The following is a 21970-nucleotide window of genomic DNA, read 5'->3' on the forward strand; positions in this document are numbered from 1 at the left end:
ATTTACTCACAGCATTGATTTTAAAGATTCTTTAATTAGAACCTCGGTCGACATATCGGGTTTACTTACTGATTTTACTGCTTTTTGCGCTTGTGGCAATTTATAACCGAGCGCCATTAACGCTGAAACCGCATCATCGGTGGCATTATTAGCTATGGTTGCATCGTAAGCAGGCTGTATAACAGCACTGTCACTATAGGGGGTAAATAAGTCATTATCCCAATTTTTTAATCGGTCTTTCATTTCGAGCACTAAGCGCTCTGCCGTTTTTTTACCCACTCCAGGTAATTTAACCAAGGCGGTGGCATCTTCATTATTCACACAACTTACAAACTGCTGCGCCGACATGCCCGACAAAATAGCGAGGCCTAATTTAGGGCCAACTCCATTGGCTTTTAACAGCTCTCTAAATAAGGCACGCTCTGTTTTGTTGTTAAAACCAAAGAGTAACTGCGCGTCTTCGCGCACTACAAAATGGGTATACACAATGACGTTGTCACCCACTTTAGGCAAATCATAAAAACAGGTCATTGGCATTTGTACTTCGTAGCCAACGCCACTCACTTCTAATAATATTTCTGGGGGCTGCTTTTCAACTAACACGCCATTTAAGCGACCTATCATTGTTATTTCCTTAGACGTCCTCTAACGGTTTTACTTGCACTACCCGCTAGTTTTATTAAGTTTTGTTCAGAGTGGGCATGGCAAATGGCAATCGCGAGCGCATCAGCCGCATCTGCTTGCGGCGTAAGCGGCAATTTTAGTATGTTTTTAACCATATGCTGCACTTGCGATTTATCTGCAGCGCCGTTGCCCACAACGGCTTGCTTTATTTGCCGTGCTGAGTATTCAAATACGGGTAAGTCGGCCATAGATGCGCCAACAATAGCAGCACCACGGGCTTGACCAAGCTTTAATGCAGAGTCGGGGTTGTGCGCCATAAATACTTTTTCTATGGCAAAGGTTTCAGGCGAAAACTGTTCTATTAACTGCGTAATACCTTGGTAAATCAGTTTAAGCCGAATAGGAAAATCGTGATCGGCTAATTTAATGCAGCCACTGCCCAAGTAGGTAAACTTAGCACCTTGATGCGCAACCACACCATAACCGGTTAAACGCGAGCCAGGATCGATCCCTAAAATTATCGCCAAACAGTACTCTCATAATGGTTATTTATTAATAATGCTAATAATGCCAGAGCACTGTATAAATTACCAGTACAAAGCAAAAACAAAAATGCCCACTTAAAAAGCAGGCATTTAGCAGTCTATTATTTTAAATTTAACCTAAAGCACGCACTAACCCCTGAGTATTTTGTTTAAGCGTTCGGGCAATCATAAAATAGCCCAAGCCTGCTACAAATACGCCACCCGCAACAGGGCCTATAATCCAAATATTAGGATGCAGCTTACCGGCTAAATCAAACATTTGTTGCTGTACAATTAACAGTGCAAGGTCACTAAAAAATGCAGCCACTAGGCCGGCCAAACCACCGAGTAATAAAAACTCATATAAAGTAGCATTTTTTATTAACCGGCTTTTAGCGCCTAAAGTACGCAGTATCACAATTTCTTGCATACGCTCACCTAAGCTTGCTTGTACCTGCGATATTAATACGAGTGCACCACACAACACCACAATCGCCAATACAAAACCTATTGCTAACGATACCTGTTCAATGGTTGATTGAATTTGCTTAACAAAGTTATCTACATCAATCGCTGTAATGGTTGGGTAAGTACGTAATAACTGGCTAAAATCACGTTTTTGCTCTGGCTCAATGCGTACCGATGAAATATACGTTGCTGGAAAGTCACTGAGTACATCGGGACTTAAAATTATAAAAAAATTGGGTTTAAGCGTGGCCCAATTTACTTTACGCACACTGGTTATTTTAGCGTCGAATGATTGTGCACCAATTAAAAACGTCAGGGTATCGCCCAGTTTAACGTCAAGACGTTCTAGCATAGACTCTTCTAGTGATGCTTCTGCAACAGCCCCGTTACCAAACCATTTACCATCAATTATGTCATTTTGAGCGGGTACATCTTCAAGCCAGGTTAAATTAAGCTCACGACCAATGCCTGAGCGGGCTTCTTCGTCTTTTTTCTCGTTGTCTTGTAGCGATACTTCCCGCGCAACGGCTTCACCATTAACCGCGTTTACTCGCCCACGAATAGTCGGGTAAAACTCAGACACCTGAATACCTTTTTGTGCTAAGTACTCGTTTACTGGCTCAAGCTCGTTTTGCGTAATGTTGACCAAAAATGCATTAGGTGCATCGCTGGGGAGTTGTGACTGCCAATCTGAAATAATGTCGTTTTTAAGCACAATTAAAAACAACAGTAATTTAATCGCTAACGAGAAACTAATTAACTGCACCGCATTAACGTTAGCACGCTTTTGAATAGACGCAATAGCCAACGACCAACTGTTACCGGGCTTTAAACCTAGTTTTCGGCCACCACCAAAAATAAGTTTGGAAATTAAAAACAGTACAGCAATCAAGGCCAGTGTAGATACAAATAAAATAAGCGTAATTTTTATATTATTGCTAAATAGCCACATTAATAAAAATACTGTGAACGCACTAAGTCCTAAATGAATTTTACTTACCGCAAGGCGATCGCCCAAATTGCGTCGTAATACTCTCAGTGGCGGAATATCAAATAAATCTAACAAAGGCTTAATAGAAAACATCACCGCACAAATAACCCCTGTGCTAATAGCAACCAGCCAAGGTTTAAAACCGGCCATGGGCAATTCAGCTCCCATACTTTTTGCCAAATAACTGGTCGCAATTTCTTGCAAGCCATAGCCGACAGCAAGACCAACAATAACCGCCATAGTGCACACCATTAATAAGTGCATAAGGTAAATTTTGCGGATCATATCACGACTGCCACCTAAGGTTTTCATCATCGCGACTGGGTCGTATTGGCGCTCGCAGTAACGTTTAGCCGACACTGCAATGGCTACCGCTGCTAAAATAATCCCCAGCAAACCGGCTAGTAATAAAAAGCTTTCGGCTCTGTTTAAACTATTTGAAATAGGTGATTGACGGTCTTTAACCCCATACCAATTTTGGTTTTCTTTGAGCTGTGGTTTAAGCCATTCGTAAAAGCTGTTTATATCGCTTTCGTCACCTGCGTACAACTGGCGATAAAACACCCGACTGCCTGGCTGGATAACTTCGGTTTTTGCCACATCGTCAATGTTTATGAGTACCCTGCGGCTACTGGAGAACACGTTGAACGGTGCATCGGGCTCTTCTACAATCACTTTTTCAACATTAAATAACGCCGCGCCAAGCTCTACTTGATCCCCCACATTTATATTTAAGCTGTAAAAAACGGATTCACTTAACCACACATTCCCGGGCGCTGGCCCGCTAGGAGCAACCTCTGTTTGGGCATTTAAGCTTGATTTAACTTTTAACTCTCCTTTAAGCGGATACCCATTTGAAGCCGCTTTTACCGAGCTAAATTGCATTTTGTCATTAGCAAACAGCATAGTATCGAAGTAAAGCATTTGTGCCGTTTTAAGATTTTGTTGCTCTGCCTGAGTAATGTAAGCGGTATCAATGGCATGATTACTGGCTAATACTCTGTCGGCGGCAATAAACGCACTGCTTTTTTGAGCAATGCTCTCACCGATTCGCTCAGTCACCATAGATAGAGTTAAAACCGTTAACACCGCCAAGGCAATGGCTGCACTTATTACCGTTAGTTCACCACGGCGAAACTCACGAAAAAATAATTTAAGCGCTAATTTAGCCCACATTTGCCATATCCTCAGTTGAGTTATGTACCAGCTCCCCCGCCTCTATTTGAATGATGCGCTCACATTTTTGCGCTAAAGCTTCATCGTGGGTGACTAAAATAAGCGTAGTTCCATTTTGTTTATTTAAATCAAATAGTAACGACTCAATCATGTGGCCGTTTTTACTATCGAGGTTAGCTGATGGTTCATCGGCAAATAATATTTTAGGTGAACCTACAAACGCACGGGCAATAGCAACACGCTGTTGCTCACCACCTGATAACTGAGACGGGTAATGCCCTATACGGTGGCTTAATCCTACTTTTTCAAGTAACGCAAGTGCTTGCTCTTTCGCGTCATTTTTACCTGCAAGCTCAGCGGGCAACATCACGTTTTCAAGTGCAGTTAAGCTTTGTACTAGCATAAATGACTGAAACACAAACCCCACTTTAGCGGCTCTAAGTACTGCGCGCGCCTCTTCATCTAATTTATGCAGAGGCTCGCCATCTAGCATCACTTCCCCACTACTGGCGGTATCAAGCCCTGCCAATAAACTCAACAACGTGGATTTACCGGAACCCGAAGTACCAACAACAGCCACAGACTCACCATGCTTGACATTAAAGCTAATGTCGCTGAGGATGGGCAACTCACCTTCAAAGGTGGACACCACTTTAGACAAACCATTTACCTGAATTATATTTAACTGAGAAAGCGCTGACATATGACTCATTCAATCCTACGTTGTGTATTCATTTTATTTTTAGTTATTAACCCACTACACGCGGCAGCTAACAACACGATTTTAATACTTGGTGACAGTTTAAGCGCAGCCTACGGACTTAAACAAGAACAAGGCTGGGTGCAGTTGTTGCAAAACAAGTACGATGACGAGCAACGCAATATCAACCTTGTTAATGCCAGTATTAGTGGCGAAACCACCGGTGGTGCCCTGCGCAGATTAGACGCATTACTTAAGCAATATCAACCAACTCATGTACTCATAGAGCTTGGCGCCAATGACGGTTTACGCGGTTTTCCTGTTACTAAAATGCAAGAAAACTTAACCGCTTTAATTGAAAAAAGCCAAGCCGCCAGTGCAAAAACAGCGCTTATGGAAATATATATTCCACCTAACTATGGCCCTCGCTACAGTAAAATGTTTACCGATAGTTTTGCAAGCGTGAGCCAAGCCACAAACTCGTATTTAATGCCATTTTTTGTGCTTAAAGTAGCCGGCAAAAGCGAATTGATGCAAAACGATAACTTACACCCTAACAAAACTGCGCAACCAATACTACGAGATGAAATGTATGACACGATCAAACAGTGGTTAAATAAACAATAAATTGGTGCAAAATACTCTATATGGGCGCTTTATTTTATAAGCTTGTGCAATAAACATCCAAACAAACAAATGCTTATTGATTTTTTTTAAAATACACGTACTATTATGTTCGAAGTCGGTATGTGGCGCAGCTTGGTAGCGCACTGTCATGGGGTGGCAGGGGTCGAGAGTTCGAATCTCTCCATACCGACCAATTAATTTATTTAAATATTAAGTACTTACAATTTAAATAAAATACATATTGCTACACACACTAAATATTATTAATACATGTAGCATATATGTAGCTTCACTACTTACAGCTAATTCAGCTCGTTCATAAGTAGTTATTAGATAAATAACTTTAATATGTAACATCATGCCCTATCTTATTTCCTAATACCCTGACGTGCAGCATAATTAACATATTTCTAGTAGATGTTTATATTTAGCAACAGCTTGTCGAGTCATTCCTATTTCGTTGGCTATAAGTACCTGTGAAGGCTTTTTCCCTTCACTTTGTATCTTCGTTATTGCTCTAGTAATTTTTTCCTCTGTGTTTGTTCTACGTGCTTTGTGTGTAAACTTAGCCCCCTGATGTTGAGCAAGTTTTTTAGTTAAGATTTTAATTTGCAGTAAAAATAGTCCAGCTCTCCCACGGTTATTTGACGAGCTATATTTAAACCAAGTGAAATTAGCCACACTCTTAACAATCCCTTTCAATTCTGAGAGATCTAATGAGTGGGTTTTAGGAAGATCTGACGAACTGAACTCATTACAAGACTGAGCAATATTAAATAAATGACTTTCCCATTGTTCATATGTCTAATTCTCTTTCGCATAATTAATACGTTCGTATGCTATGAATCTAAGCTCATGAAATACCATACAGTTTCGCGACTCAGCGCCTAATTGTAATGTCATCCCCTTTTTTACATCATCTAAAAACCTGACTGGTTTTTCACGCGATGCATTTGATGAAGGTACAAATTGAACTGCATAAAATAGATGCGCGCCACCAACTACTTTAGAGCTATCAGCTCGGTCTAAGCCACTTACAATTATATTCGGTGGCGGTAATAACTTATCTTCCCAGCTAAAAGTGTTTTCATCATCAATGTCAAAAACCAACCAAAACACGATGTTTTTAGGGTTTATTTGAATATATTTATGAGTTTTTAACGCTAAATCACCATACCGATAACGTGCTTCATGTTTTATATCTGCACTAAGTGTTCTAGGTGATGTGGTTTGAAATAATCTTTGTGTTAAAAGCAACTGAGCACACTTATTCTCAACCACTAATGGCTGTAATGCTGAATTCATAATAAAAATACCTATGTCAAAAGTAATCAACATGGCAGGCAAGAAGTTTAATTTGCTATGCCTGCAATATTAGTAAGCTATGTGCGGTCACCATATTTGCGAAGCCAAGCATCTAAAGTCGACTTTTCAAATAGTAATTTGTTACCTAACTTAATACTTTCAGGCGAAAGTTTTTTAGCTAACTGGTGATCCCCCGCTTTTAAAGCGGCTTTACTTTTATTACGAATATTATAAATATGTTGAGTAGAACAGCTTAAATAAGCAGCTGCTTGTTGAGCGGTAATATATCCAGGCATAACAATCTCCAATACGTTAAAGAAGCGAAGAAATGCGCCACATAGATATGGCTTAATTACATACACAAACGTGTATGTACCTCGTTACGTATTGAAGGCAGCCCGTAAGCGCCTGTTTTTTCACTGTGAAAGTGAGAAGTAGAATGTTCTGAACTTAATTAAATAGGGAAATTTCTTCGCGTTATAAATAAGCATATAACATATGCTTATTTATAAATTTAAATTACTTAGAGTTTGAAATCAAGCTTCTTTCGCTTTTCCGATAATAATATCTTTCGAAGGAACTATGGTAGTAAAGCCTTGTAGTTTAATGACCGTATTAGCACCTATACCTCGAAATAAAATAGTTACATTATCGTACAAACCTTCTCCACTATTTGTCTTGCTCAAATATTTCACCCCATTGGATGACAAAAAATTGGTATGCCGTTTAGTTAACTGAATTACATTCTGCTCTGATCTAACTCCAATCAATTGCATTGACTGATTTAAAAAGCTATCTCTAGCTTCAATCATAAGTAAGGGAACTAAATAAGCTAATAAAAATATGCCGACTTTTACTTTTTTAGCCCAACCTTCTTTATAAACCTTTAATCTTGGCTTTGTATGTAGCATTCCAAAAAACATCCCCATTCCTAAGCTAGAAAAAAACATAGTGAAAGCCTTGTACGGATCTTTAGCTATCATAGAGCTTATTAGAAGGAGGAAAATCACCCCAATTAAAGCAAAAATCGAGTAACTTCCACTTACTAAAGGAAAATCTATTTTTTTTATAATTACATTTCTCTTTTTAAGCTTAAAAACGATAGTTATCATCCATATAATTAACGGCTGAACCCACCTTAAGAATGGTGAAATAGTTATCCCCGTAGATAAAAGAACTAAAAATATCAATGTGTAAACAAACGCAAATGCTAGTGAAGCAACGATAAAAAAGAGAGTATCACCTAGAGTTAGACCTGTTGGATAATAATCAATGTAACCACAATAGAATATAGTAATTACTGCTCCAAAAAAGATACATAATTGAAAGCAAAATTTGATAACTTGGCTGATTGAATTAATCGTATTCTCATACTTCCCAGTAAACATATATCCCCTTATTTCGATCTAATTATTATCAATTAATACTGGTAAAATTAATCATAAAAAAACTACGCAGCTTTTCAACTGCGTAGCCTGTATTTTTTGTAAAAACCCATCTAACAATTGCACTTAAAAAAGCAACTGTCAAAACTATTTGTAGAATTCACCACGGCTATGAACGTCACGCGCTTCTTGCTCTGTGTAACTATCACCACAATGATCTACATTTCCAGTTCCATCATTGTATTCATCAATGAACTTATCTTGCTCAGACTTATCATCAACATCCAGCAAAATATCAACCGTAACGGCTCCTATAAACTTAACTGCTTTCCACAACATTTGTTTCACCCGTTTCTATCTAAGTATTCCTTAGTATCGTACTTGCATTAAAGCTAAGAAACTCTTAGTTTTCAAGTTAAGAATTAAATATAATGAAAACGAATGATGGTTCACCGTTTCCAAAACGGCTAAAAGAGGCAAGACTAGCAAAAGGACTTTCGCAAAAAAAACTAGGAATACTGGCAGGCATGGATCAGTTCGCGGCGTCGCCTAGAATGAATCAATACGAAAAAGGCGTACACTCACCCGACTTTCAAACAGTGCGGGCACTAGCTAAAGTCTTAGAAGTACCAACAGCTTTTTTTTACTGCGAAGAGGATAATTTAGCCGCTATAATTCTTAATCATAAAACTTATAACGTTAATTGATAACATAAGGCTCTAGGTGTAGAATTAAATGTAGGCGATTTATTCGAGGTGGTAATAATGAGTAAAGATAAGAAAAAAATCACGAAAAGTATGATTTTGAGATCTGTTGCTAGTTCAACTGCTATTGAAACTGGCGCAACAGTTAAAACAATCGAGAAGAGGTTAAAAGCAAATAAACTTAAATATGAGTCTCTTTCACTCGCTATTTAATTATATCTCTCACAAGCCTTTCAATGTGTTGGTAATCTCTGTTTACACCCGCTTGAATTGACTTAATGTAAAAGTCTTTATGCTCATCCCACAAGCTATAATCAAGCGTTCCTTTGCCAGCTTTGCTACACAAAAAGTCCATTAACAGACGGCTTATCCTGCCGTTTCCCTCACGAAATGGGTGAATTAGAATAAACTCAACATGGCTCTGAGCTAAAAATGACACAAGCTCTTCATCGGTCATTTCTGGTAAGTTATTAAATCGAGATAAATACTCATCTTCAAATACGCTAATATGCCTTTCAATTTGCAGAGGCGACATAAACTGAAATCCACCTTTGCCCATATCAACGCTTCTTATTTTACCTGCCCACTCATATACATTACCTAGCCGTTGCCTGTGCCAATTAGCAACATTTTGAAAAGAAAAAACGTCATCTTCTGAATCTGGCGTTGTAAATATTTTTTCATATAGTTTAACTAAAAGGATAGCCTCAACATCATCCATCTCTGCTGCATCAACAATCGCTAACTTGTTCGCTAAAACTAGTTTTTTAGACCCTAGCTGATATTGTGCTTCAATAGAATCAGTCTCGTATTTAGTCATTTAATTACGCCAGTAAAATGATTAGTGTAAAAGTGCTTAACAACCAATGCAAGTAACCTTGGTGTAATAAACTTTCAATTTATGCTGTTGTTTAGTAATTAATTTAAAACCAATTTTAATAGAGGCATCATGAGCAATAGCCTCTCTTTAAACATTGGGGCTTCGCCCCTATCCCCCGCTATGTCGAAGCCGAAAATCGGCTTACACATAGCGGGGGACAAAACATTCATACTCTTATACGCAGGTTTTATTTGCAGATTGAAAAATATTTCTAAAGTGGTAATCTTATTGTTACTAAAGCTCTAACGAGCTAGAAAAAAACAGGCGCTATTCTGCTGCCTTCAACACGTAGTAACGAAGTAAATACTATCTTTCTAAAGGTAGTAACCAATCAAAAACGGCGCACTCCAGCTGCTGACAACACGTAGAAATGAGGTTAATAATCAGGCGAGATCAGTCCGAGCCTTTCGCATGTGCGAAAAACAGGGGCGAATAGGCTTAAGTGCCGCTGAGCTTTATTGCCAGTCAATCTTACAACCTTAATACGACTGGAGTCATACCATGAAATTCGATGCACAAGCCGAAGTCCAAAAACTTAAATTTGAAAGCAAGCTAATCGCTGGAAACCGCAAAAAAGCATCTAAGCTTGATAAACATAAATTCGAGCTAATAGAAATATACAAACAAGGTTCTAACATTGTCGAGCTTCAGCGCTGGCTAAAGCGCAAAGGTATCAATGCTCATTGGTCAACAATTCAAAGATGGATTAAAAAACATGGCTAAATTTGCGAAACCTAAAACTCAAGCACACAATGTCATAAAAGGGCTTACAAAAAGTAAGCTTATAAAGTCTCTTGGAACTGCCAGAAACTACGAGCAATCACTTAACACCGTTGCCTCTTGGGCTAAAGATATTGGCATAAACGGTATTCAGGCAATGACCATCGAGCAAGCTCTCAATTATTTAGATTACCGAAAAGAAATAGTGGGTCAAAAATCACTGGATATGGAACGCCAAGCAATACAAGCTATGATGCACTTCAATGGCAAATTACAACCAAAACAGACTCTTTACAGAGTAAAGTCGTTATTAGAAGAAATAAAACGTTCGCGTGCATACACACCTGAACAAGCTAACGCCATCTCTCAACGACAAACTGTTAAACACGAACTAGCAACACAACTTGCTTACGCCGCAGGCTTGAGAGCCCATGAACTATTAACACTCTCTAAAGCAAGTGAAAGACCGCCAAATAACCGCCCAGCCCTAGATTCGAAATGGCAGGGCCGAAGTGGTGAGTTATACACTGTAGCAGGTAAAGGCGGCTTGATACGCCATATATTAATACCAAACCACCTTGTTGTTCAATTAGAAGCTAAAAAGCTCAAGCAACCTATCACAGTCACCGATAGAGAAATTAACTATTTGCAGCATTATGATATTGGTGGTGGAAAAAAATGGTCTGATTCTTTTTCTAAGGCCTCTAACCGCACCTTACTCTTTTCAACTGGCGCACACGGCCTCAGGCATAGCTACGCTCAAGAAAGAATGGTTGAGCTTAATGCGTTAGGTTTTAAATACTGACGAATCCCCACAAAATAAAAATTAATGGTAGACTCTCATGATTATTTGTGATCAAATTTTTTCACTATAAAAAAACTCACTCATAATCATGAAAGCCACCGAAATATTACACAAAGATATTGCCATTGCCTACCCTGAAATTCATAAAACACGTTTAAATACAGTCTTTACGTTTGTTAACTCAGGCTTGCGTGACCAGCGCGTTACTGTCACTTACCTAGGCCGCGGATTAAAATCATTTTCTAATACCGATAAAAAACATGATATTAAACGCGCAGACCGTTTGATTGGTAATGCTAACCTGCATCAAGAACGTCTTTGTTTCTATGAACATATGACCGAATGCTTAGTAGGCCAGCAACAACACCCACTTATTATCGTTGACTGGTCACCTATTAATGGCGGCGAAATATTTCAAGTGCTCAGGGCAAGCATACCAATGGGGGGAAGAGCGTTAACGCTCTATGAAAAAGTGTATCCTGAAAGCGAATTAAATACCGAAGCGGCTCATCAACACTTACTCGATAGCTTGGCACAGTGTTTACCTGCAGATTGTCAGCCTATTATTTTATCTGATGCTATTTTTAGAACGCCATGGTTTAAAGCCATAGAAGATAAAGGCTGGTATTGGCTTGGGCGCGTCAGAGGCAATGTGACCTTATCTAGCGACCTTGAGACATGGCGAAATTGTAAATCATGGTTTGAGCAAGCAACAGATAAACCACACCTTCTGACACAGATTTACTACGGAAAAACAGTTCGTTTCGCGTGCCAAGGTGTTTTGTTTAGAGGGAAAAACAAGGGACGTAAAAAAATCAAAAAACGGGGTGGGCAATCTCAATGTACAACGGTTAAATACCAACAACAAAAGGCCAAAGAGCCTTGGCTACTTGTGTTTAATTTACCTACACAATTTACAGATAAGCCTCAACGGATTGTGACTTTATATAAACAACGTATGCAAATAGAAGAAAGTTTCAGAGACACTAAGAATGCAAAACTTGGCATTAGTTTAGCCTTTGCAAATTCAAGAAGCGCAGAAAGGTTTGATAATTTATTGCTCATAGCGGCGTTAATGTTGTTTGTCTTATGGTGCATAGGGTACACCGTGTCGGCACAACAAGGGGATGCGGCATTACAAGCGAATACAGAGAAAAAACGACGAGTATTGTCCTATATTTATCTTGGCAAAGAAGTGGTTGATGATCCTAGGTATGAGCCTGATGGGCAGTTCATTATTTATGTGTATAGCCAGTTGTCACTTCTGACTATACAAATTGATAATTTAGGCTAAATTCGTGGGGATCTCTCAGTTTTAAATATAAAACGGCCTTAGGGACCGTGTCACAGGAGATGGGGCATTTTAGACCTGAAATCACTGAGGTGTATTTACGTTAAATTAAAGCTACCGTGAAGATAGCTTTAATTTCAAGTCTTATCTATTTCTTTGATGATTTACTAGGTTTTAATCCAGGGGTGTTCCCTGGAGTATTTTTATTATCACGTCTACGTTTATCAGGTTTGCCAGTTGAATCAGCAATTGGTTTCGGTCCAGGTTTAAGAGCCATAATCGTTATCCTTTCAATTAAGAGGAAGTCCCTCACTTATGAGTGTAGCTTAAACAAATATTTTGGAAGGCATTATTGATAAATATTTGCACTTCCACTTAATCGAAAAAGTGTAATTTTGTCTAAAACCTGAAGACATGTTACGGATACACAATGGCTATGAAAACTTAATTAGATGAACTGATGCTAGGTAGGTTTAAATGTTAAGTGGCTTTAGAAGCCGTTAAATAAGAGGTGGGACATTTAGGACTGAGATTACTGAGGTTTATCTCAAGTAAATTCCTCTTAACCACTTGACTAATTATTGCACTATTGTAAGTTATTAATACATTAAAGATTTAGTATAAGGACTTACTCATGCCTGGTGCATTCGCACATATAACAGCTGCTAATTTAGCAACTGATAACAACGCCCTTTCAAAAATGGATATTCCAAACCAAGCAAAATTAATTTTAAGTACAAACCAAAAGTATATTGAATTAGGTTGCGTGTCACCTGATTATCCTTATCTCGCTGTTGGCAATTCAGAACAAAATAAATGGGCTGATTTAATGCATTATCAAAATACAGGAGATGTAATTAAAGAGGCGGTAAAATATTGCAAAAGTCTTGAAGGGCTTGCAAAAGAAAAATGCTTTGCATGGCTTTGTGGCTATATGTCGCATGTAGCAGCAGATATAACTATACATCCTGTAGTCGAACTAAAAGTTGGCTTATATGAACATAACCAGGCAGCACACAGAACATGCGAAATGAACCAAGATTCATTTATCTGGCCTAGGCTAAATCTTGGGGAAATTGGTCTGGCTGATCGAGTTGAGCTAAACATTGGTTCATGTACAAGTCAAGATAATTGCCTCGATGATGATATAAAGAAAATTTGGAGTCACGCTTTAACTAGTATACATAGTGAATATGCTCATTCAACCGCACCAAATTTTGATATTTGGCACAGCGGTTTTCAATTAGTTGTAAATAATGCTGAAGAAGGCTACAGGCTTTTCCCTTGGGCAAGACACGTTGCGGCTGAGAATGGCCTTCTATACCCTAGGCAGGATGAAATTGATTATAACTTTATAGAAAACCTTAATACTCCTAAAGGGGTGATGCACTATGATGAAGTATTTGATTTGGCGATTGAAAATATTAAATATTTTATATTAATTATTGCAAATGCTGTTTTTAATGATGAACAATGCACCCAGATTTACAATTGGAACTTAGACAACGGCAAAGACGAAAATGGAAATCTAACAGCGTGGAGTATTTAAAATGAAATACATTTTTTTAATTATAACAATTATTTTATCTGTGGGCTGCTCTAGCTCAGCTAATGCTCATGACCCTGAAAAAATGGCTGACCTTGCCTCACAATTAAAAGATATTTCCGCAGCTGTTGATGGAACATTGAAGTTTAGTTCTGAAACTTATACTGATCCACAGAAACTACTATTAGACGCATTAAGAAACGATAAAGCCAAACTGGAAGTATTTAAAGATTATCAGTTAAAAATCGTTATTCAAGAGAAAAACGCGGTTTTATTGCTGTGTGAAGAAGAAACTCTACTTATCGAGGATGCTGGGTGTACAGCAAAATCAGATATACAACATTGGCAATCAGAGGAAATAAAAGCCTGTGAAGCGTCCTTAAAAACTGAGACAGTTTGCATAATATAATATGAAGAAAACTTCAAATAACTTACGACATGACCAAAACAAAGCATGAGTTTCTGAAGTCTTCATTTAGATTTTACACGTAAACGATAAAAAGCCTGTTTACGTGTAATATTACAAATAAAAATGTAATTTTAAACGTTCATAATCGTGTCTTATTTATCAAACTCTTAAGGGAGAAATCATAAGCGGAGGTACTCCAAGCCTAGCACAAGATGATTGAAGTATTTCTCGCCAATATGGCCATACATGATAGAAAACATGTTTCTCACCAAATTGGCTCAATCCATCATCTGATAATTCACATGATGATTCGTATTGTGCAACAAACTCAGCACGCACTTCTAAAATCGGCTCAATTGAGTCATCGGAGCTTTCTTTTTGTGTATCTTCTTCTGAAATGAACCTAATCCCTATAACTGTGTGTAGGCGGTAAAACCAAGTATCATCTTCCTCTCTTTGAAATTGTCGGATTAATTTTAAAACCCTAATCTCTTGAGGATGCTCAATGCATGCATCATCAAATACTTCTGCATCCATGTCATCTCTAAGTTGTACTAGAAGACTTTTAAGAATTACAGATTGAATTTCAAGCTTGTTAACACAGTTTTTTAGCTCTGGAGTCATTTTAGCATGCAACCTTTAATCTAACATTTGACCATAAAGACTTAGATCCAACCTCTTGAATGTTCTTAGAATCTCTTATATGGGTTACTTTTTTAACTAATTTAGGCTTTTCAGAGACCTGCCAAGATGGAAGATCATTTTTAAATTCTTTTACAGGGATTTTAATTTCAGGTTTGAAGCCTAACGCATAGCAAATATCAGAAAAGGAGCCTAGGGTCATATTTCTAGAGCCACTTAGAACCTGCGAAACATAAGACTTTGACTTTCCTAACCGCTTAGCCAATTCAGATTTACTTATATCTAAATCCTCTAACATCAACAATAAATCTTCCGTAACGTTAAAAACAAGGTTTTCTCGGGCATAAGCACGCTCTTCAGCATTACTAAAAGTAATTTCTGAAGAATAAAACATATTTTTTGCACTCATAATCAATCCTCTTTAACTCTCCAATTGGCATGTACTTTATCTATATCTTTTTGGAGTAATTTTGCTTTGTCTTTATACGTATAGTGACTAATAAAGTATGTACCTGCCTGTTTCTTAGACTGCCAACAATAGGCTCTTATCGGTAACTTCTTAAAAGCATAAAACTTTCCTGACGACTTTGGAAGGTTACCTTCTGGCGGAAAATTCTCAGCTGATAATCTTTTCCCTTCAGCTAAGCGCTCTATTAACTGAATCATGGCTCTTGTTATTGATTGCTGTTTTTTATGTGGAGTAACACTTTGTAGCGCTTTCCTAAAACTGTCAATCGCACCATCACAGTGGACTATTGTAAAAACAGGACCTTTATACTTTACACTTAAATTATTAGACACACTTCATCCCAAGAGCTCCAGTTAACATATATGTAAACCTCAATGTAATTAAACTACGAAAAGATTAAAATTGCAAATTAAAATCGCTTATCTATCACTGTTAATTAGTACAGCAATTTATAAAAATCGATTAAATCCTGCTATTTAATTTATTTCCCCAAGCAATTATAGCCCTACGTCTTTTTTCCATATACTCCTGCATATTATAAACGCCCTGCACTCCTTGCAATTGATGATTCAGTATTTTTTCAATCACTATTGGATCTGTTCCAATATCAGTATCACCTAAGCGAGTAGCGACTGTTCTTCTTAAATCGTGAGGTACGAATTTTGGGACTCCCAATTGTTCTAATTTACGGCTAATGGAGCGCGATAATGAATGCCTATCAATAGGCTGCTCACCTGGGCCTGATTTATTAGTTGTTGTACTCGGAAATACATATTTAGAATTGAGATAGCCAAATGTTGCCCGTAACTCATCAAGCAAAATAACCATATTTTGAGTAATCGGTACTTTATGGGTTCGTTCGCCATCTTTGTTGTAAGCGCTCATTACTCCGCGTTATTCCAAATTTAATCTGAGCCTTGATAATGACGTCAGTCATTACTTATCGAGGTTTCAATATGTCACATACTCAACATTGGCAGCATCATATCGATGCATGGCAACAAACCGGCGGCTCGCAAGCACACTATTGCCGTACTCACGAGCTCGACCAAAATCAATTTAGTTATTGGAAGTGCAAATTAGCCAAGCGCAATGATGTACAGCTTACTCGCCCGTCAGGATTTGCCGTGGCTCAGTTGGCAGCGGTGCCTGAGAGCGCATCATCGCTTTGTATCACCCTCCCCAACGGCGTTGTACTGGGTGGCATCGATGCCATGAACGCGGCGGTTGCGGCGCAATTGTTGGAGTACCTACGCTGATGCAACCGACTCTGCGACCTGCCGCCCATTTACCGCGCGTGTTTTTATATTGTGAGCCGATTGATTTTCGCAAGTCTCATCGCGGCTTAAGTACGCTCATTGAAGCAGAATTAGGCCACAACCCGTTTAGTGGTGAGCTGTATGCATTCACCAATAAACAGCGTAACAAAATCAAATGCGTATTCTGGGAAGATAATGGCTTTGTACTGTATTACAAAGCGTTAGCTGAGGATAAATTTAAGTGGCCCAAGCGCCCTGATGAGCTGGTGAACTTAACGGGGCAACAACTTAATTGGTTACTCGATGGCTATGATATTAACCTGATGAAACCCCATAAAAAATTGCAATTTGAGTCAGTTTTTTAGCGACAAAAACAGCCTACTTTGATACAATAAGCCCAGTTAAAATAAGGCGTTAAAGGCTATTTGTATCGTGACTTCCTCTTCTAAAAATCTAACTGAAATTGAGTTGCTTCGTGCTCAGTTAGCAGAGCAAGTCCGTGTGAATACACAACAGTCTGAGCGCATCAAAATCTTAGAAGAAGTGGTGCGCCACCTCAAATTAAAACGCTTTGCCCCCAGCAGTGAAAAAATCGGCCAAGGGCAGTTCTTGTTGTTTGATGAAGCCGAGTTAGTCACCGACCCTGATGTGATTGCTCATGAGCAAGACGAAACGCTGGCCACTAACACGAATAAAAAAGCCCCCTCTACACCACGTGGCCGTAAACCGTTCGCGGCTGATTTACCGCGTGAACAAATCTTCTTATACCTTACTGATGAAGAAAAAACCGGCGCTAAAAGCACCTTCTTCGCCAAGGTTAAAGAAGAATTAGATATTATCCCCGCTAAAATTCGCGTATTGGAATACATGCAGGAAAAAGCGGTGTTCGGGCAAGGCGAAGAAAGCCAGAAAATCGTGGCGGCTGCACTGCCGAAACACCCCATCAAAGGCGCTATGGGCAGTATAAGCTTAATCGCCCATGCCATTGCGGCTAAATACGTGGATGGTTTACCCTTGTTTCGTATTGAAAAGCAGCTCGCGCGCTATGGTGGCAACATCTCCCGCGCCACCTTGGCCAATTACGTGATAAAATCGGCCAAAGTGCTGCTGCCCATCATCAACCTGATGCGCGACAAACAACATGAAGGCAACCTGATAGCGATGGATGAAACGCCGTTACAAGTATTGAAGGAGCCCGGCAAAGCCGCGACCGCTGATAAATACATGTGGGTTTCCCTTGGCGGTTTGCCGGGGCAACAAAGCGTGTTGTATGACTACGACCCGTCGCGTAGCGGCCAAGTACCGCTGACGTTACTCGAGGGCTTTAAAGGGTATCTGCAAACCGATGGTTATTCGGGGTACAGTCCTGCGTGTAAAAAATATAGTCTCATTAGCGTGGGCTGCATGGACCATGCACGGCGTAAATTTAAAGATGCCTTCGACGCTGCGCCAAAGAAAAAAACCAACAAAGTCGGCAAGGCTGCCGTGGTACTCGCCTTGATTAAAAAACTCTACAACATTGAGCGCCAGATCAAAGACCTAAGCGAGAAACAAACTGACTTCACGACTGAGCACATCAAAGCGTATCGGCAACAAAATAGCGTGCCGATATTAAATGACATCAAAGCGTTCCTCGATACCAACGTGAACAAAGTGCCCAAAGACAGCTTAACGGGCAAGGCCATTCACTACATGTTGAACCAATGGAAAAAGCTGACGGTTTACTGCACCTGTGGCGAACTGCGCATCAGCAATATCTTAGCCGAAAATGCCATTCGGCCGTTCGTGGTTGGGCGCAAAGCCTGGCTGTTTGCCGACACCCCACAGGGTGCCCATGCCAGTGCGGTGTGTTACAGCATTGTAGAAAGTGCCAAACTTAATAACCTTGAGCCCTATCAGTATCTTCATGACTTGCTAACCAAGTTACCTTATGCCGAAACGGTAGAGCAAATCGACGCGCTGCTGCCATGGAATATCAGCAACAGCGATCAATTAGCATAACTGTCAATATACGCGCAGAATTGAGCGCTTACCTTTGTTTTGTTTTACGCGCTCGGCTGGGATTGTCCATATCATTTTATCAAAATCAAATTCTTGCCACTGTGCGCCTGTTATTAGGCGACAATTAACTTGGCCGGTTCGCGACAACTAGGTTGACCGGTTTTGGTAAGCTTCAGATATATCAATTCAACAGGGATAGATATGTCTGGAAAATCCATAACCAAACAACAGGTTAATTTATATATGTCTTATCGTAAGGATCATAAACAAACAACTGCTGCTGCCCAAGCGGGTATGTCAGAGCGTACCGCTAGGCGTATTGAGTCAGGGCAACATACAACCTTAAAGCAGCCTAGGGCTTATCGAACGCGTAAAGACCCATTTAATGGTGTGTTTGAAGAGCACTTAGTCCCATTACTCAAAGCAGATCCCGCACTACGGCCCATCACTTTATTAGACCACCTTGATTCAGTTATGCCAGGTACCTTTGGCCATAATCATTTACGCACATTACAACGTCGAGTTAAGAAGTGGTTAGCAACACAAGGACCTGAGCAAGAGGTTATCTTTCGTCAAAAATATATGCCAGGATTTATGGGGATATCGGATTATACGTGGATGAATAAGCTTGGTATAACCATTGCTTCAGAGATATTTGAGCATAAGCTTTTTCATTACAAATTAGTGTTTAGCGGCTGGACATACGCCCAAGTCGTCTTTGCTGGTGAAAGCTTTGAGTCATTATCTTCGGGGTTGCAGAATGCGTTTTGGCGCAGTGGTGGTGTGCCAAAAACGCACCGAACCGATAGTTTAAGTGCTGCATTTAATAATCATTTTGAGCAGGAAACGTTAACCGAGCGTTATCAAAAACTGTGTAAACATTATGACGTTATAGCAACACGAAACAACAAAGGAGTTGCTCATGAGAATGGGGCCATAGAAGTCGCGCATAGTCACTTGAAGCAAAAGGTCGATCAACAATTACGACTACGAGGTAGTCGCGATTTCGCGACAATTAACGAGTACCAATCATTTCTCGATCTCATTGTCGCAAAAATCAATCGCCAATGTAAAACACGGTTTGACGAAGAGCGAGCACACTTAAGCGCTCTACCTAAGCGTCGTACTAATGACTTCAGCGAACAATACGTTAAAGTCACATCTAGCAGTACTATCAGCGTAAAGCGAGTTACCTATACAGTGCCTTCAAGGCTGATCGCTCACCGGTTATTGGTGCATATATATGATAGCCGACTTGATTTATTTCTAGGGCATGAGCTCACTGATACGCTGCCAAGAGTCTATGCACAAGATCATCAGCGCTCACGCGCCGTTGACTATAGACATGTGATCCATTCATTAGCAAAAAAGCCAAATGCGTTTAAGTATTCACAGCTACGCGAAGACTTAATTCCTGAGGGTGACTTCAGTTTACTGTGGAAGCAGCTCACCAAAGTGCATGTTAGCGACAAAGATTGTCGTTATATGGTTGAGCTATTATTACTTGCTCATAACTATGAGTGCGAACAATCCCTTGGCCGATATGTTCTTAGAAGTCATGAGCAAGGCCAACGTGTCTCGATTGATATGTGTCGAAAAAAGTTTGGCTCTAGCACGGTTAATATCCCAAATATAATAAGCCAACAACATCAAATTAGTGATTATGATACGTTACTTGGAGGCTCACGTGGCTAATATTCAAAGCTTACCCATATTGTTAAAAGAGTTACGCTTAAGTGCCATAGCGAAAGACTGGGAAGCGCTCGCTCAAAAGGCGGTAAGTGAGCAATGGGAACCAGCGCTATTCCTTGCTGAGCTGTGTGAGCTTGAAGCGGATCACCGTCATGAAAGCCGATTAAAAAGGCTACTTAAAGACAGTAAATTACCCGTAGGTAAGCAACTTCATCACTATAATTTCGATGAAATAGAGGGCGTCACCCCACTGCAAATCAAACAAAAAGTGAGTCAGATTGATTGGCTTAGGCAAGGGCATAATATCTTGTTGTTCGGTGCAAGTGGCTTAGGTAAAACTCACTTAGCGAGTGCAATAGGTTACTCACTACTGGAAAAATCAGTACGTGTAAAGTTCAGTACAAGTACTGTTATAGTTCAAGAGTTACAACGAGCAAAAGAAACGTTAGGCTTAGCAGACGCTCTTAAAAAGCTTGATAAGTATGAACTACTTATACTTGATGATATTGGCTATGTGAAAAAGAATGATAGTGAGAGTCAGGTACTATTTGAGCTGATTGCACATCGTTATGAGCGAGGGAGTATGTTGATCACATCAAACCAAGCATTCAGCGAGTGGGATAGCATATTCGGCGATAACATGATGACGGTTGCAGCCATTGATAGACTTGTTCATCACAGTGATATCTATCAAATTCAAGGTGAAAGCTACCGTAAAAAACAAGCAATGAAATTAAATTCAAATACCGGCCAAGCTAATTGACGCCGACCGGACAAGTTAGTTGACGCCTGATAGCCTGTAACCTCTATTGGCCGACAACCTGTTAAAGTTATACACTTTAGTGCGTAAATAACTTGCTGGCTTATACCTAGCTTTGGCAGGCGGTCAAATACTTGAATAACTTCGTCAAACTCTAGTGCTCTGGTTCGCGACTTTTCAAGACCACCTACGCTTTTCTTTTTCACTGTGCTAACAGGATTGCCCTGCATAAGATCTCGCTCAACACCGAAGTCGAACATTTGTTTTAAAATAGAGAGTGTTTTATTAGCTTGGGTATTTGAACCCCGATCTTTTATTGGATCAAGCACCTTATTTAGAATGTCACGCCGAGTTACCTCTTTGAGTTTATAATTTCCAATAAAGGGCAAGATGTCTTTTTTGAACATTCTAATTACAGGATCTACGTCTTTTCGGTTAACTTTAATGTCTCTTGCGATAAACTCTTGGGCGAGCTCTTCAACGGTTGGTGATGTATCTTCGATAAACTGCTGCTTTAATGATAGCTGCTTTGTTTCGTATACGTCCTCACCCAGAGCAACTCGCCCTTTTAGACTTTCAACTTCCTTGCGAACATCTTTTAAATCGCACTCACCAAAGTACCCTAAATGGTAATTACGCTGTTTACCTTTGATGCCACCAAAACGATAATTTAAGTAAAGTGCAATTTTACGCTTTTTATCATTTTGTGTTTTACCTACACGTGCATGAAATCCACTTAACTTTGTGTCATTTATCCGTTTAATAGGTTCAGGAACTGAGCTTAATAACGAATCAGTCAATAACATTTTCACGACAGACATATGTAGCACCAAATATTAAACATAAAGTACATGCAGCATATATGTAGCATCACCCGTATTCAACTACTTAATTCTACTTAGAGCTAACTCACACTCATAAATCAAATTTAAAGCAATTATAACAAATAGTTAAATTAAGACTCAGTTCTACTTGTAGCTACTTATTTCTAC

At 39.5% G+C, this 21970-nt stretch carries 28 protein-coding genes and 1 tRNA gene; 14 read left to right on the plus strand and 15 right to left on the minus strand.

Annotation, left to right across the window (positions count from 1 at the left end; translation table 11 throughout):
• Positions 1-6 precede the first annotated feature (6 nt).
• From ruvA to AC6H44_RS09425, 4 genes are all read right to left on the minus strand, one after another.
• On the minus strand, positions 7-624 hold the full coding sequence (gene ruvA, locus AC6H44_RS09410) for a Holliday junction branch migration protein RuvA (protein ID WP_500735210.1): 618 nt from the start codon (positions 622-624) through the stop codon (positions 7-9).
• Positions 625-626: 2 nt separating this feature from the next.
• On the minus strand, positions 627-1151 hold the full coding sequence (gene ruvC, locus AC6H44_RS09415; RefSeq protein WP_500735211.1) for a crossover junction endodeoxyribonuclease RuvC: 525 nt from the start codon (positions 1149-1151) through the stop codon (positions 627-629).
• 130 nt (positions 1152-1281) lie between these two features.
• The gene (locus AC6H44_RS09420; protein WP_500735212.1) at positions 1282-3783 is read right to left on the minus strand and encodes an ABC transporter permease; all 2502 of its coding nucleotides are present in this window, start codon (positions 3781-3783) and stop codon (positions 1282-1284) included.
• Positions 3773-4486, minus strand: a complete 714-nt coding sequence (locus tag AC6H44_RS09425) for an ABC transporter ATP-binding protein (RefSeq protein WP_500738417.1) — start codon at positions 4484-4486, stop codon at positions 3773-3775. The genes AC6H44_RS09420 and AC6H44_RS09425 overlap by 11 nt, the downstream gene beginning before the upstream one ends.
• Here AC6H44_RS09425 and AC6H44_RS09430 point away from each other — a divergent pair, their 5' ends adjacent.
• Both AC6H44_RS09430 and AC6H44_RS09435 read left to right on the plus strand, forming a co-directional pair.
• Positions 4487-5110: an arylesterase gene (locus AC6H44_RS09430; protein ID WP_500735213.1), complete on the plus strand. Its 624-nt coding sequence runs from the start codon at positions 4487-4489 to the stop codon at positions 5108-5110. It begins immediately after the preceding gene.
• Positions 5111-5226: 116 nt separating this feature from the next.
• Positions 5227-5303, plus strand: a tRNA-Pro gene (locus tag AC6H44_RS09435).
• 206 nt (positions 5304-5509) lie between these two features.
• On the opposite strand, the gene AC6H44_RS09440 is transcribed toward AC6H44_RS09435, so the two are convergent.
• From AC6H44_RS09440 to AC6H44_RS09460, 5 genes are all read right to left on the minus strand, one after another.
• Positions 5510-5791: a hypothetical protein gene (locus AC6H44_RS09440; protein ID WP_500735214.1), complete on the minus strand. Its 282-nt coding sequence runs from the start codon at positions 5789-5791 to the stop codon at positions 5510-5512.
• Positions 5792-5914: 123 nt separating this feature from the next.
• On the minus strand, positions 5915-6415 hold the full coding sequence (locus AC6H44_RS09445) for a replication initiation protein (protein WP_500735215.1): 501 nt from the start codon (positions 6413-6415) through the stop codon (positions 5915-5917).
• 77 nt (positions 6416-6492) lie between these two features.
• Positions 6493-6711, minus strand: a complete 219-nt coding sequence (locus AC6H44_RS09450; protein WP_500735216.1) for a helix-turn-helix domain-containing protein — start codon at positions 6709-6711, stop codon at positions 6493-6495.
• A gap of 240 nt (positions 6712-6951) precedes the next feature.
• Complete coding sequence (locus AC6H44_RS09455) at positions 6952-7803, minus strand: hypothetical protein (protein WP_500735217.1); 852 nt, start codon at positions 7801-7803, stop codon at positions 6952-6954.
• Positions 7804-7947: 144 nt separating this feature from the next.
• Positions 7948-8139, minus strand: coding sequence for a hypothetical protein (locus AC6H44_RS09460; protein ID WP_058549637.1), 192 nt, complete (start codon positions 8137-8139; stop codon positions 7948-7950).
• Between the two features lie 92 nt (positions 8140-8231).
• Between AC6H44_RS09460 and AC6H44_RS09465 the strand changes: the two genes are divergently transcribed.
• Both AC6H44_RS09465 and AC6H44_RS09470 read left to right on the plus strand, forming a co-directional pair.
• Positions 8232-8507 carry a helix-turn-helix domain-containing protein gene (locus AC6H44_RS09465; protein ID WP_165722306.1) on the plus strand — a complete coding sequence of 92 codons (276 nt, stop codon included), beginning with the start codon at positions 8232-8234 and terminating at the stop codon, positions 8505-8507.
• 57 nt (positions 8508-8564) lie between these two features.
• Positions 8565-8717 carry a hypothetical protein gene (locus AC6H44_RS09470; RefSeq protein WP_165722308.1) on the plus strand — a complete coding sequence of 51 codons (153 nt, stop codon included), beginning with the start codon at positions 8565-8567 and terminating at the stop codon, positions 8715-8717.
• On the opposite strand, the gene AC6H44_RS09475 is transcribed toward AC6H44_RS09470, so the two are convergent.
• Complete coding sequence (locus AC6H44_RS09475) at positions 8710-9324, minus strand: Fic/DOC family protein (protein ID WP_500735218.1); 615 nt, start codon at positions 9322-9324, stop codon at positions 8710-8712. The genes AC6H44_RS09470 and AC6H44_RS09475 overlap by 8 nt on opposite strands.
• A 561-nt stretch (positions 9325-9885) precedes the next feature.
• Between AC6H44_RS09475 and AC6H44_RS09480 the strand changes: the two genes are divergently transcribed.
• From AC6H44_RS09480 to AC6H44_RS09500, 5 genes are all read left to right on the plus strand, one after another.
• Positions 9886-10107: a hypothetical protein gene (locus AC6H44_RS09480; RefSeq protein ID WP_500735219.1), complete on the plus strand. Its 222-nt coding sequence runs from the start codon at positions 9886-9888 to the stop codon at positions 10105-10107.
• Entirely contained in the window at positions 10100-10909 is an 810-nt protein-coding gene (locus AC6H44_RS09485) for a site-specific integrase (RefSeq protein WP_500735220.1), read from the plus strand. The genes AC6H44_RS09480 and AC6H44_RS09485 overlap by 8 nt, the downstream gene beginning before the upstream one ends.
• Positions 10910-10997: 88 nt before the next feature.
• The gene (locus tag AC6H44_RS09490; protein WP_500735106.1) at positions 10998-12203 is read left to right on the plus strand and encodes an IS4 family transposase; all 1206 of its coding nucleotides are present in this window, start codon (positions 10998-11000) and stop codon (positions 12201-12203) included.
• A 631-nt stretch (positions 12204-12834) separates the two neighbouring features.
• Entirely contained in the window at positions 12835-13749 is a 915-nt protein-coding gene (locus AC6H44_RS09495) for a zinc dependent phospholipase C family protein (protein ID WP_500735221.1), read from the plus strand.
• 1 nt (position 13750) lies between these two features.
• Positions 13751-14155: a hypothetical protein gene (locus AC6H44_RS09500; protein ID WP_500735222.1), complete on the plus strand. Its 405-nt coding sequence runs from the start codon at positions 13751-13753 to the stop codon at positions 14153-14155.
• Positions 14156-14314: 159 nt separating this feature from the next.
• Here the strand turns inward: AC6H44_RS09500 and AC6H44_RS09505 are convergent, their stop codons facing one another.
• From AC6H44_RS09505 to AC6H44_RS09520, 4 genes are all read right to left on the minus strand, one after another.
• Positions 14315-14779, minus strand: coding sequence for a hypothetical protein (locus AC6H44_RS09505; protein WP_500735223.1), 465 nt, complete (start codon positions 14777-14779; stop codon positions 14315-14317).
• Position 14780: 1 nt separating this feature from the next.
• The gene (locus tag AC6H44_RS09510) at positions 14781-15206 is read right to left on the minus strand and encodes a helix-turn-helix domain-containing protein (RefSeq protein WP_500735224.1); all 426 of its coding nucleotides are present in this window, start codon (positions 15204-15206) and stop codon (positions 14781-14783) included.
• A 2-nt stretch (positions 15207-15208) separates the two neighbouring features.
• A complete protein-coding gene (locus AC6H44_RS09515; protein ID WP_500735225.1) occupies positions 15209-15598 on the minus strand; it encodes a hypothetical protein in 390 nt (129 codons plus the stop codon).
• A gap of 130 nt (positions 15599-15728) precedes the next feature.
• On the minus strand, positions 15729-16151 hold the full coding sequence (locus AC6H44_RS09520; protein WP_500735226.1) for a tyrosine-type recombinase/integrase: 423 nt from the start codon (positions 16149-16151) through the stop codon (positions 15729-15731).
• Between the two features lie 71 nt (positions 16152-16222).
• Here AC6H44_RS09520 and tnpA point away from each other — a divergent pair, with 71 nt between their 5' ends.
• From tnpA to istB, 5 genes are all read left to right on the plus strand, one after another.
• A complete protein-coding gene (gene tnpA / locus AC6H44_RS09525; RefSeq protein WP_500735227.1) occupies positions 16223-16525 on the plus strand; it encodes an IS66 family insertion sequence element accessory protein TnpA in 303 nt (100 codons plus the stop codon).
• On the plus strand, positions 16525-16890 hold the full coding sequence (tnpB, locus tag AC6H44_RS09530) for an IS66 family insertion sequence element accessory protein TnpB (RefSeq protein ID WP_024608491.1): 366 nt from the start codon (positions 16525-16527) through the stop codon (positions 16888-16890). The genes tnpA and tnpB overlap by 1 nt, the downstream gene beginning before the upstream one ends.
• A gap of 67 nt (positions 16891-16957) precedes the next feature.
• On the plus strand, positions 16958-18526 hold the full coding sequence (tnpC, locus tag AC6H44_RS09535; protein WP_500735228.1) for an IS66 family transposase: 1569 nt from the start codon (positions 16958-16960) through the stop codon (positions 18524-18526).
• Between the two features lie 201 nt (positions 18527-18727).
• Positions 18728-20221: an IS21 family transposase gene (gene istA, locus AC6H44_RS09540; RefSeq protein ID WP_500735229.1), complete on the plus strand. Its 1494-nt coding sequence runs from the start codon at positions 18728-18730 to the stop codon at positions 20219-20221.
• Entirely contained in the window at positions 20214-20981 is a 768-nt protein-coding gene (gene istB / locus AC6H44_RS09545) for an IS21-like element helper ATPase IstB (RefSeq protein WP_500735230.1), read from the plus strand. Before istA ends, istB begins: the two co-directional genes overlap by 8 nt.
• On the opposite strand, the gene AC6H44_RS09550 is transcribed toward istB, so the two are convergent.
• Positions 20927-21799: a phage integrase central domain-containing protein gene (locus AC6H44_RS09550; protein ID WP_500735231.1), complete on the minus strand. Its 873-nt coding sequence runs from the start codon at positions 21797-21799 to the stop codon at positions 20927-20929. The genes istB and AC6H44_RS09550 overlap by 55 nt on opposite strands.
• Positions 21800-21970: the final 171 nt, after the last annotated feature.

It is taken from the genome of Pseudoalteromonas sp. TAP-3C (assembly GCF_059888565.1).

What these genes read in the sequence shown, in the direction of transcription:
- ruvA (WP_500735210.1), bottom strand. Translation starts at nt 624, where the DNA reads ATGATAGGTCGCTTAAATGGCGTGTTAGTTGAAAAGCAGCCCCCAGAA.
- AC6H44_RS09420 (WP_500735212.1), bottom strand. Translation starts at nt 3,783, where the DNA reads ATGTGGGCTAAATTAGCGCTTAAATTATTTTTTCGTGAGTTTCGCCGT.
- AC6H44_RS09425 (WP_500738417.1), bottom strand. Translation starts at nt 4,486, where the DNA reads ATGTCAGCGCTTTCTCAGTTAAATATAATTCAGGTAAATGGTTTGTCT.
- AC6H44_RS09430 (WP_500735213.1), top strand. Translation starts at nt 4,487, where the DNA reads ATGACTCATTCAATCCTACGTTGTGTATTCATTTTATTTTTAGTTATT.
- AC6H44_RS09445 (WP_500735215.1), bottom strand. Translation starts at nt 6,415, where the DNA reads ATGAATTCAGCATTACAGCCATTAGTGGTTGAGAATAAGTGTGCTCAG.
- AC6H44_RS09450 (WP_500735216.1), bottom strand. Translation starts at nt 6,711, where the DNA reads ATGCCTGGATATATTACCGCTCAACAAGCAGCTGCTTATTTAAGCTGT.
- AC6H44_RS09455 (WP_500735217.1), bottom strand. Translation starts at nt 7,803, where the DNA reads ATGTTTACTGGGAAGTATGAGAATACGATTAATTCAATCAGCCAAGTT.
- AC6H44_RS09460 (WP_058549637.1), bottom strand. Translation starts at nt 8,139, where the DNA reads ATGTTGTGGAAAGCAGTTAAGTTTATAGGAGCCGTTACGGTTGATATT.
- AC6H44_RS09465 (WP_165722306.1), top strand. Translation starts at nt 8,232, where the DNA reads ATGAAAACGAATGATGGTTCACCGTTTCCAAAACGGCTAAAAGAGGCA.
- AC6H44_RS09470 (WP_165722308.1), top strand. Translation starts at nt 8,565, where the DNA reads ATGAGTAAAGATAAGAAAAAAATCACGAAAAGTATGATTTTGAGATCT.
- AC6H44_RS09475 (WP_500735218.1), bottom strand. Translation starts at nt 9,324, where the DNA reads ATGACTAAATACGAGACTGATTCTATTGAAGCACAATATCAGCTAGGG.
- AC6H44_RS09480 (WP_500735219.1), top strand. Translation starts at nt 9,886, where the DNA reads ATGAAATTCGATGCACAAGCCGAAGTCCAAAAACTTAAATTTGAAAGC.
- AC6H44_RS09485 (WP_500735220.1), top strand. Translation starts at nt 10,100, where the DNA reads ATGGCTAAATTTGCGAAACCTAAAACTCAAGCACACAATGTCATAAAA.
- AC6H44_RS09490 (WP_500735106.1), top strand. Translation starts at nt 10,998, where the DNA reads ATGAAAGCCACCGAAATATTACACAAAGATATTGCCATTGCCTACCCT.
- AC6H44_RS09495 (WP_500735221.1), top strand. Translation starts at nt 12,835, where the DNA reads ATGCCTGGTGCATTCGCACATATAACAGCTGCTAATTTAGCAACTGAT.
- AC6H44_RS09500 (WP_500735222.1), top strand. Translation starts at nt 13,751, where the DNA reads ATGAAATACATTTTTTTAATTATAACAATTATTTTATCTGTGGGCTGC.
- AC6H44_RS09505 (WP_500735223.1), bottom strand. Translation starts at nt 14,779, where the DNA reads ATGACTCCAGAGCTAAAAAACTGTGTTAACAAGCTTGAAATTCAATCT.
- AC6H44_RS09510 (WP_500735224.1), bottom strand. Translation starts at nt 15,206, where the DNA reads ATGAGTGCAAAAAATATGTTTTATTCTTCAGAAATTACTTTTAGTAAT.
- AC6H44_RS09520 (WP_500735226.1), bottom strand. Translation starts at nt 16,151, where the DNA reads ATGAGCGCTTACAACAAAGATGGCGAACGAACCCATAAAGTACCGATT.
- tnpA (WP_500735227.1), top strand. Translation starts at nt 16,223, where the DNA reads ATGTCACATACTCAACATTGGCAGCATCATATCGATGCATGGCAACAA.
- tnpB (WP_024608491.1), top strand. Translation starts at nt 16,525, where the DNA reads ATGCAACCGACTCTGCGACCTGCCGCCCATTTACCGCGCGTGTTTTTA.
- istA (WP_500735229.1), top strand. Translation starts at nt 18,728, where the DNA reads ATGTCTGGAAAATCCATAACCAAACAACAGGTTAATTTATATATGTCT.
- AC6H44_RS09550 (WP_500735231.1), bottom strand. Translation starts at nt 21,799, where the DNA reads ATGTCTGTCGTGAAAATGTTATTGACTGATTCGTTATTAAGCTCAGTT.